This window comes from Pseudomonas sp. Pseusp3, assembly GCF_047304225.1.
In the GTDB taxonomy this organism is placed as follows: Bacteria; Pseudomonadota; Gammaproteobacteria; order Pseudomonadales; family Pseudomonadaceae; genus Aquipseudomonas; species Aquipseudomonas fluorescens_CD.
The window spans coordinates 1-7,241 of the sequence record NZ_JBGLYV010000172.1 but is presented as its reverse complement, the minus strand read 5'-3'; the positions used below and the strand labels follow the sequence as shown (position 1 = coordinate 7,241).

Genomic DNA, 7,241 nt, shown 5'->3' with positions numbered 1-7,241 from the left:
GATCCACACCAACAGCACCACGGCCACCGGGATTTCGAACGCCACGCCAAAGGCGAAGAACAGCGTCATGACGAAATCGAGGTAGCTGGTGATGTCGGTCATCATCTCCACCCCGGCCGGGGTGGCCGCGGCGAAGAACTTGAAGATCAGCGGGAACACCAGGTAATAGGCAAACGCCATCCCGGTGTAGAACAGCGCGATGCTGGAAATCAGCAACGGCACGGCAATGCGCTTCTCGTGCTTGTACAGGCCTGGCGCGATGAAGCCCCAGATTTGATGCAGGATCACCGGGATTGCCAGGAACAGCGAGACCATCATGGTCAGTTTCAGCGGCGTCAGGAACGGCGACGACACGTCGGTGGCGATCATCGTCGCGCCGGCTGGCAGGTATGCCCGCAGCGGCGTCGAAACGAAGGTGTAGATCTGCTGGGTGAAAGCAAACAGGCCGGCGAAGATGATGAAAATCGCCGCTACGCAGCGCAGCAGTCGGGTACGCAGCTCGGTGAGGTGCGAAACCAGCGGCATGTGCTGGTCGTTTTCAGGAAGATCGCTCATGGGGCTCGCGGCGGCAGTGTTGGGTCATGAGGGGCTGGCGCAACAGGCGCAGCCGCAGGTGTGACAGGTTCAACCGGTATGGCTGCAACAACGGGTGCAGGTTCCGCCGCTGCCGCAGGTGTTGCGACGCTGGCGGCGGGAGCCTGAATCGTCTGCTCTCCCACATGCTCCACCGGCGTCGGCTCCTGCTGGGTCGGCGTGAAGATTTTCCGCGCCTCCTGCTCAAGCGACAGGATGTGTTCGTTGTGCAGTTGCCGACGAATCTCGTCGGCACCGATTTCACGTTCAACTTCCTGTTTGATCGCGTTGAAGCTGCGCTTCAGACGCCCGACCCACAGGCCAGCGGTGCGCGCAGCGCCCGGCAGGCGCTCGGGACCCAGCACCAGCAGGGCGACGAGGCCGACGAGCAGCAGTTCAGAGAAGCTGATACCAAACATTAGTCAGTGCTCACACGTCTTTGCGGATCGGCTCTTCGACTTTTTGCGCCTGCACGTCGATGGTGTGCGGCTGGTTCACCGAGGCCTGTGGCTGAACAGGCGGAACCGGTTGGGTCGGGGTCGCTGCCGGATCGGCCGGTTTTTCGTCGTCGTTCATGGCTTTCTTGAAGCCCTTGATCGATTCGCCGACGTCGGTACCGAGGTTTTTCAGTTTCTTGGTGCCGAAAACCAGTACCACGACAACCAGGATGACGATCCAGTGTTTCCAGTCAAAAATGCCCATGCTGCTGCTCCTCTCTAATAGTTATTCAGGCGGACGGGCGCGAGGCTTTCTCGGCGTGTCCGGAGAGACCGAAACGACGGTCCAGTTCATCGAGTACAGCCTGTGGATGCTGCCCCAATTGGGCGAGCATGACCATGCTGTGGAACCACAAATCGGCGGTTTCGTAGATCACATCGCTGCAGTCACCGCTGATGGCGGCATCCTTGGCGGCAATGATGGTTTCGACCGACTCTTCGCCGACTTTTTCCAGAATCTTGTTCAAGCCCTTGTGGTACAGGCTGGCGACATACGAGCTGTCGGCAGCGGCGCCTTTGCGCTCTTCCAGTACCTGTGCCAGACGGGTCAGAGTGTCACTCATGTTTATGCCCTGCGGAATAGATGGCGTGCGGATCCTTGAGGACCTGGTCGACGGTTGTCCAGTCGCCGTTCTCGAAAACGCGGTAGAAGCAGCTCTGGCGGCCGGTATGGCAGGCGATATCGCCGATCTGCTCGACCATCAGGATGATGACGTCGGCGTCACAGTCCAGGCGCATCTCGTGCAGGGTCTGCACATGGCCGGACTCTTCGCCCTTGCGCCACAGCTTGCCACGGGAGCGCGACCAGTAAATGGCGCGGTTCTCGGCAGCGGTCAGTTCCAGTGCTTCGCGGTTCATCCAGGCCATCATCAGGACGCGCCCGGTCTTGTGGTCCTGGGCAATCGCTGGCACCAGGCCGTCGGCGTCCCACTTGATCTCGTCCAGCCAATTCTTCATCAACGACTCCGATACGGGCCCGCACTTCAAAAATCGGGGGCCTGCGTTCAATGCAGCGTCCAAACAGTGTGCCAGCGTGTTGCGCGACTGGCTATCGGCGAACGACCAGATACAAACCGACCGCCATCATGATGCCAGCCGGCCAGTAAGCCAACTGGTTCAGCGGGCCGCCAGCGGCAAGGATGGCGCCCCCGGCCAGGTGAGCCGTGCCAAGCAGGCGCAGGAACCAGTCGTCCCGGCGTCGATGCCATGTTGGAGGCGGATCGTTGGCATGGGGCTGGGACAGGCGTTCGAGCAGGTCACGCGTCATGTTGGCCAGGTGCGGGATCTGTTCGATCTGGCTCTGCACGTTGCCAAACAAGGTTTTGGGGCTGACGCGCTCGCGCATCCAGCGTTCGAGGAACGGTTGTGCGGTGTTCCACAAATCGAGGTCCGGGTACAGCTGGCGGCCCAGGCCTTCGATGTTCAGCAAGGTTTTTTGCAGCAGGACCAACTGCGGCTGCACTTCCATGTTGAAGCGCCGTGCGGTCTGGAACAGGCGCATCAGCACCTGACCGAAGGAAATATCCTTTAACGGTTTTTCGAAGATCGGCTCGCACACGGTACGGATCGCTGCTTCGAATTCGTTGAGTTTGGTTTCTGCCGGCACCCAGCCCGAATCGATGTGCAATTGCGCCACGCGGCGGTAATCACGCTTGAAGAAGGCGAACAGGTTGCGCGCCAGGTAATCCTGGTCTTCCGGGGTCAGGCTGCCGACGATGCCGCAGTCGATCGCAATGTATTGCGGGCTCCAAGGCTGCACGGTGCTGACGAAGATGTTGCCGGGATGCATGTCGGCGTGGAAGAAGCTGTCGCGGAACACCTGGGTGAAGAAGATCTCCACGCCGCGCTCGGCGAGCATTTTCATGTCGGTGCGCTGGTCGGCCAGGGTCGCCAGATCGGTGACCTGGATGCCGTAGATGCGCTCCATCACCAGCACCTTCGGCCGGCACCAGTCCCAATAGACTTGCGGCACGTACAGCAGCGGCGAGCCGTCGAAGTTGCGCTTCAACTGGCTGGCGTTGGCCGCCTCGCGCAGCAGGTCGAGTTCGTCGTAGATGGTTTTTTCGTAATCGCTGACCACGTCCACCGGGTGCAGCAGGCGCGCATCGGCAGACACTCTTTCGGCAGCGCGCGCGAGAATGAACAGCCACGCCAGATCCTGCTTGATGACCGGTTTGAGGCCCGGGCGGATTACCTTGACGACGACTTCTTCACCGGTTTTCAGTTGCGCGGCATGCACCTGTGCCACCGAGGCCGAGGCCAGCGGTTCAACGTCGAAACGGCTGAACACGTCACTGATTTTTTTGCCCAGCTGCTCTTCGATCAGCTTCACCGACACCTGCGAATCGAACGGCGGCACCCGATCCTGCAGCTTCATCAGTTCATCGGCGATGTCTTCCGGCAACAGGTCGCGGCGAGTGGACAGGATCTGCCCGAACTTGATGAAGATCGGCCCCAGGTCCAGCAACGCCAGGCGCAAGCGCGCGCCACGGCTCAGGTCCAGCGGCTTGCGCGGGAACCAGCGCCACGGCAAGGCATAGCGCAGCGCCATCAGAAACCAGGGCAGTGGCAGATCGAACAGCAGGTCATCGAGGCGGTAGCGGATCACGACGCGCTGGATGCGCAACAGACGGCGGACGGCAAGCAGCTTCATGCGTTATCGCTTGGGTCGAGGGATCGGGAAAGGCGCTCGAAACGCGCCTCGAGACGTTCCAGATCGAGCTTGATCTGGTCCAGTTCACTGAAACGGGCTTCGGCTTCACGCTGACCGACAAGGGTGCGCGACTCTTCGGCCAGGTATTCGCCCAGGTTCTGGCCCAGGCTGGCAAAGCCTTGCTGATACCAGCGGGCGCGGCTGCGCAGGTGACCGCTGACCAGTTGCGTGGGCACCGGCCCCAGCCAGCGCGAGAGTTCGTACTCCCAGTCCAGCTCCAGGTCCTGGAGGATCGCCGACAGTTCCAGCAGCACGCCGCTGTCACCGTCGAGTTCGACTTCAGGGCTGTGCAGGATCGAGGTCTTGTCCTTGCTCATGGCCAGCTTCAACAGGCTCGAAGCCGGTGCACGCAGGGTGCAGTCGGCGCCGGTTTCCCACTGGGAGGCGAGCATCAGGCCTTCGTCGCTGGGCAGGATGAACAGTTGCAGCGCCGGGCTGCGGCAGTCGACGGCAATCACCTTGCCGGTCAGATGCGCCAGCCGCGGCAGCGCCGTACTGTCGAGACGCAGCACCCGGTTGAGGCCGAGCTCAACGCTGGCGAGCAGGCCGGCGAGCAGCATCAGGGCTTGATGCCGCGGTGCAGGGCAACGATGCCTGCGGTCATGTTGTGATAGGTCACGCGGTCGAAACCGGCCTCGACCATCATCGACTTCAGGGTTTCCTGGTTCGGGTGCATGCGGATCGATTCGGCCAGGTAGCGATAGCTTTCCGAGTCATTGGTGATCAGCTTGCCCATCAACGGCATGAAGGCGAACGAGTAGGCGTCGTAGGCCTTGGACATCAGCGCATTGGTCGGCTTGGAGAACTCCAGCACCAGCAGACGGCCGCCAGGCTTGAGCACGCGCAGCATCGAACGCAGGGCATCTTCCTTGTGGGTCACGTTGCGCAGGCCGAAGGCGATGGTCACGCAGTCGAAATGGTTGTCGGGGAACGGCAGTTTTTCCGCATCGGCCTGGACGAATTCGACATTGCCGGCCACACCGAGGTCCAGCAGGCGGTCACGACCGACCTTGAGCATGGATTCGTTGATGTCGGCCAACACGACCTGGCCGGTCGGGCCGACCAGGTGCGAGAACTTCCTGGTCAGGTCGCCGGTGCCGCCGGCGATGTCGAGTACGCGATTGCCGGCACGAACGCCCGACAGTTCGATCGCGAAACGCTTCCACAGACGGTGCATGCCGCCCGACAGAAGGTCGTTCATCAGGTCGTACTTGGCGGCTACGGAGTGGAAAACCTCAGCGACTTTTTCCGCTTTCTGGCTTTCCGGAACGTTTTTGAAGCCGAAGTGAGTGGTGGGTTCGGCATCGCTGCCTTTGCGCTGATCAGTCATATCGCTGTCACCAAAAGAGAATGCGCGACATTCTAATCCCCAAGGCATGCTTTGTCTTGGCAAGGCTGAAGGTAAGATGGGTAACCATCGGGACGTTTTGACGCAGCAGAGGTCAAGACGCCTCGGGAAAGCATCCATAAAGCAGGAGTCATTTGATGGCCCGTATTAGTGTTGAACGTGCCCATGGCCTGGGTAAGGAAGCGGCTCGCGAGAAGGCCGACAAGCTGGCGCAAAAACTTTCCGATCAGTATGGCCTGGAGCCGCAGTGGTCCGGCGACACCCTGAACCTCAAACGCCCGGGTGTGAAGGGCGCGGTGCATGTCGCCGACGATTCGATTCGCGTCGAAGTGGAACTGGGCCTGATGATGTCGGCCATGAGCGGCATGATCAAAGCGGAAATCGAAAAGGCCCTCGACAAGGCCCTGGCCTGATTTCCGATTGAAATCACATCCCCTGTGGGAGCGGGCTTGCTCGCGAAAGCGGTATGTCATTGAACATTTATGTCGACTGACCCACCGCCTTCGCGAGCAAGCCCGCTCCCACATTTGTTTTGTGGTGCCTTTGCTGTTCATGTCAGTTGTTAGGGTGCCGTTTCTAATTTTTCTCCCTACTTTGTGCCAGAGCCCGACACTTATCCGGGCAGTTCCTCAAACCTTCTGCGCGTGAGGTGCACCATGGCCAAAGTTATTTTGAAGAAAAAAACCGACGCGTCGACCAGTACGCTGAGCGACGTCAAAAGCTATGCCCGCAAGATCTGGCTGGCAGGCCTGGGTGCCTACACCAAGGTCGGCCAAGAGGGCAGCGAGTACTTTCAAGAGCTGGTCAAAGCGGGTCAGGTTGTTGAAAAGAAAGGCAAAAAGGTAGTCGCTGAGAAGCTTGAAGCGGCCAATGCCGAGATCGATGAAGCCAAGAGTGAAGTCAGCACTTTCAAAGGCAAGGTCGAAGTTCAACTCGACAGGGTCGAGAAGGCGTTCGATACGCGTGTCGCAAGTACCTTGAATCGTATCGGCATTCCGTCTAAACATGACGTTGAGGCACTCTCTGCTAAGCTCGATGAGCTGACGGCATTGCTCGAACGCGTCGCGCGTAAATCTTAAGGAGAACGGGATGGCTGTTAAAAAGAAAACCGAAAAAGAAGGCAGCTCGTGGATCGGGAAGGTTGAAGATTACTCCCGAAAAATCTGGCTGGCTGGTTTAGGCGTGTACTCGAAGATCGACACTGACGGCAGCAAACTCTTCGATGCATTGGTTAAGGACGGCGAGAAAGCCGAGAAGCTCACCAAGAGCGCCGTTGGCAAGACAGTCGACGCCGCCAAGGACTCCGCTTCTTCGGCCAAGTCGCGCATCAGCGGTGTGAAAGATCGCGCACTGGGCAAGTGGGATGAGCTGGAAGGCGCTTTTGACAAGCGTCTGAACAGCGCCATTTCGCGTCTGGGCGTACCGAGCCGCAACGAAGTCAAGGCACTGCACAGCAAGGTCGATACCCTGACCAAGCAAATCGAAAAACTGACCGGTGCCAAGGTTGCGCCTGTCGCGGCGAAAACCGCAGCTGCCAAACCTGCTGCCAAGACTGCCGCCGCCAAGCCGGCAGCCAAGACTGCTGCCAAACCACTGGCAAAAGCGGCAACCAAGCCTGCGGTTAAAACCGCTGCTGCCAAACCTGCAGCGGCCAAGCCGGCAGCTAAACCGGTCGCCGCAAAAGCCGCCGCCAAACCAGCGGCTAAACCGGCAGCCAAGCCAGCAGCAAAAACTGCAGCGGCCAAGCCAGCGGCCAAACCCGCTGCGGCGAAAAAACCTGCAGTGAAAAAGCCGGCAGCTCCAAAAGCCGCCGCGCCAAAACCAGCAGTGGCTGCTGCCAAACCGGCAACGCCGGTAACGCCAGCAGCTCCGGTCAGCGCATCGAACTCCGCTGCCGCGCCAACCCCTGCTGTCACCCCGACTGTCGCGCCAACTCCATCGACGCCAACCAGTCAGTCCTGATTTTCAGGGCTCAAGAAAACGCCCGGCCTGTGAAGGTCGGGCGTTTTTGTTTGTGCGCAATTCGAGAGCACCACTGACCCCGTGTAGGGGCGGGCGTTGGGGGGGAAAAAGTAAACCCCCCCCGACACCCCGCCCGGCAAAACCAAGC

Annotated in this window: 11 protein-coding genes; 3 read left to right on the top strand and 8 right to left on the bottom strand. The window is 60.0% G+C overall.

Going from position 1 to position 7,241, the window contains the following annotated elements:
- The 8 genes from tatC to ubiE all read right to left on the bottom strand — a co-directional run.
- Positions 1 to 555, bottom strand: a 555-nt coding sequence (gene tatC / locus ACCD00_RS29650) for a twin-arginine translocase subunit TatC (protein ID WP_413428767.1), incomplete at its 3' end; no start/stop codon positions are given.
- A complete protein-coding gene (gene tatB / locus ACCD00_RS29645) occupies positions 552 to 992 on the bottom strand; it encodes a Sec-independent protein translocase protein TatB (protein WP_008017049.1) in 441 nt (146 codons plus the stop codon). The genes tatC and tatB, both read right to left, overlap by 4 nt.
- Before the next feature lie 10 nt (positions 993 to 1,002).
- Complete coding sequence (locus ACCD00_RS29640) at positions 1,003 to 1,275, bottom strand: twin-arginine translocase TatA/TatE family subunit (RefSeq protein ID WP_008017048.1); 273 nt, start codon at positions 1,273 to 1,275, stop codon at positions 1,003 to 1,005.
- A gap of 25 nt (positions 1,276 to 1,300) precedes the next feature.
- Positions 1,301 to 1,633, bottom strand: a complete 333-nt coding sequence (locus tag ACCD00_RS29635; protein ID WP_007899279.1) for a phosphoribosyl-ATP diphosphatase — start codon at positions 1,631 to 1,633, stop codon at positions 1,301 to 1,303.
- Positions 1,626 to 2,027, bottom strand: a complete 402-nt coding sequence (gene hisI, locus ACCD00_RS29630) for a phosphoribosyl-AMP cyclohydrolase (protein WP_413428766.1) — start codon at positions 2,025 to 2,027, stop codon at positions 1,626 to 1,628. Before hisI ends, ACCD00_RS29635 begins: the two co-directional genes overlap by 8 nt.
- Before the next feature lie 91 nt (positions 2,028 to 2,118).
- Complete coding sequence (gene ubiB / locus ACCD00_RS29625) at positions 2,119 to 3,723, bottom strand: ubiquinone biosynthesis regulatory protein kinase UbiB (protein WP_413428765.1); 1,605 nt, start codon at positions 3,721 to 3,723, stop codon at positions 2,119 to 2,121.
- On the bottom strand, positions 3,720 to 4,343 hold the full coding sequence (locus ACCD00_RS29620; RefSeq protein ID WP_413428764.1) for an SCP2 domain-containing protein: 624 nt from the start codon (positions 4,341 to 4,343) through the stop codon (positions 3,720 to 3,722). Before ACCD00_RS29620 ends, ubiB begins: the two co-directional genes overlap by 4 nt.
- Positions 4,343 to 5,113, bottom strand: a complete 771-nt coding sequence (gene ubiE / locus ACCD00_RS29615) for a bifunctional demethylmenaquinone methyltransferase/2-methoxy-6-polyprenyl-1,4-benzoquinol methylase UbiE (protein WP_007975568.1) — start codon at positions 5,111 to 5,113, stop codon at positions 4,343 to 4,345. The genes ACCD00_RS29620 and ubiE overlap by 1 nt, the downstream gene beginning before the upstream one ends.
- Positions 5,114 to 5,268: 155 nt before the next feature.
- On the opposite strand from ubiE, the gene ACCD00_RS29610 reads away from it, so the two are divergent.
- From ACCD00_RS29610 to ACCD00_RS29600, 3 genes are all read left to right on the top strand, one after another.
- A complete protein-coding gene (locus ACCD00_RS29610; protein ID WP_413428763.1) occupies positions 5,269 to 5,544 on the top strand; it encodes a polyhydroxyalkanoic acid system family protein in 276 nt (91 codons plus the stop codon).
- A gap of 243 nt (positions 5,545 to 5,787) precedes the next feature.
- Positions 5,788 to 6,210: a phasin family protein gene (locus ACCD00_RS29605; RefSeq protein WP_085717304.1), complete on the top strand. Its 423-nt coding sequence runs from the start codon at positions 5,788 to 5,790 to the stop codon at positions 6,208 to 6,210.
- A 10-nt stretch (positions 6,211 to 6,220) separates the two neighbouring features.
- A complete protein-coding gene (locus tag ACCD00_RS29600) occupies positions 6,221 to 7,093 on the top strand; it encodes a phasin family protein (protein ID WP_413428762.1) in 873 nt (290 codons plus the stop codon).
- Positions 7,094 to 7,241: the final 148 nt, after the last annotated feature.

What these genes read in the sequence shown, in the direction of transcription:
- ACCD00_RS29620 (WP_413428764.1), bottom strand. Translation starts at nt 4,343, where the DNA reads ATGCTGCTCGCCGGCCTGCTCGCCAGCGTTGAGCTCGGCCTCAACCGG.
- ACCD00_RS29635 (WP_007899279.1), bottom strand. Translation starts at nt 1,633, where the DNA reads ATGAGTGACACTCTGACCCGTCTGGCACAGGTACTGGAAGAGCGCAAA.
- ACCD00_RS29605 (WP_085717304.1), top strand. Translation starts at nt 5,788, where the DNA reads ATGGCCAAAGTTATTTTGAAGAAAAAAACCGACGCGTCGACCAGTACG.
- ubiE (WP_007975568.1), bottom strand. Translation starts at nt 5,113, where the DNA reads ATGACTGATCAGCGCAAAGGCAGCGATGCCGAACCCACCACTCACTTC.
- ACCD00_RS29600 (WP_413428762.1), top strand. Translation starts at nt 6,221, where the DNA reads ATGGCTGTTAAAAAGAAAACCGAAAAAGAAGGCAGCTCGTGGATCGGG.
- ACCD00_RS29610 (WP_413428763.1), top strand. Translation starts at nt 5,269, where the DNA reads ATGGCCCGTATTAGTGTTGAACGTGCCCATGGCCTGGGTAAGGAAGCG.
- tatB (WP_008017049.1), bottom strand. Translation starts at nt 992, where the DNA reads ATGTTTGGTATCAGCTTCTCTGAACTGCTGCTCGTCGGCCTCGTCGCC.
- ubiB (WP_413428765.1), bottom strand. Translation starts at nt 3,723, where the DNA reads ATGAAGCTGCTTGCCGTCCGCCGTCTGTTGCGCATCCAGCGCGTCGTG.
- ACCD00_RS29640 (WP_008017048.1), bottom strand. Translation starts at nt 1,275, where the DNA reads ATGGGCATTTTTGACTGGAAACACTGGATCGTCATCCTGGTTGTCGTG.
- hisI (WP_413428766.1), bottom strand. Translation starts at nt 2,027, where the DNA reads ATGAAGAATTGGCTGGACGAGATCAAGTGGGACGCCGACGGCCTGGTG.